This window comes from Citrobacter sp. Colony219 (assembly GCF_019382635.1).
In the GTDB taxonomy this organism is placed as follows: Bacteria; Pseudomonadota; Gammaproteobacteria; order Enterobacterales; family Enterobacteriaceae; genus Citrobacter; species Citrobacter youngae.
In genome coordinates this window covers 4,305,167-4,305,690 of record NZ_CP080033.1, presented here as the reverse complement: position 1 = coordinate 4,305,690, position 524 = coordinate 4,305,167, and the positions used below count along the sequence as shown (strand labels likewise).

Here is a 524-nt window from a genome sequence, read left to right as displayed (position 1 = left end):
AAACATAAATTAATGGCGTAAACCCGCCGGGCWTCTTATTGCCMAAAWTCAGGAGAAACAACAATGCGAAATATTGAAACCCGAATCACCAAAACAGGACCAGATGATGCTGGCCTTAACCAGATGCTGACTGATGCACGGATGGAAGAGCGCCGGGCACGTGCTGCGGCAATGGCAGCCCGTCTTGATAGCCTGGCCTGCCATATCACGTCACGCCAGCTTAACCACGTTGAAGCGGCGGAGCTGCTGCGTATTGCGGCTGAAAACATTCAGAACGAAGCGCAGGAGATCCACTGATGGCTGATTCAATGGACCTCGTACAGCAGCGCGTTGAAGAAGAACGCCAGCGCCATATCCACACCGCCCGCAACAGAACGCCGGGCGTTTCACGTGTGCTTTGCATTGATTGCGATGCACCGATCCCGCCAGCACGCCGCCGCGCCATTCCGGGTGTGCAGTGCTGCGTCACCTGTCAGGAAATTGCAGAGCTGAAAGGCAAACATTACATAGGGGGTGCTGTATGA

At 54.7% G+C, this 524-nt stretch carries 2 protein-coding genes; both read left to right on the top strand.

Annotated features, from left to right (window positions below; translation table 11 throughout):
• Positions 1-63: 63 nt before the first annotated feature.
• Positions 64-297, top strand: coding sequence for a DUF2732 family protein (locus JTI85_RS19020; RefSeq protein WP_001244238.1), 234 nt, complete (start codon positions 64-66; stop codon positions 295-297).
• Entirely contained in the window at positions 297-524 is a 228-nt protein-coding gene (locus JTI85_RS19015) for a TraR/DksA family transcriptional regulator (protein WP_058108887.1), read from the top strand. Before JTI85_RS19020 ends, JTI85_RS19015 begins: the two co-directional genes overlap by 1 nt.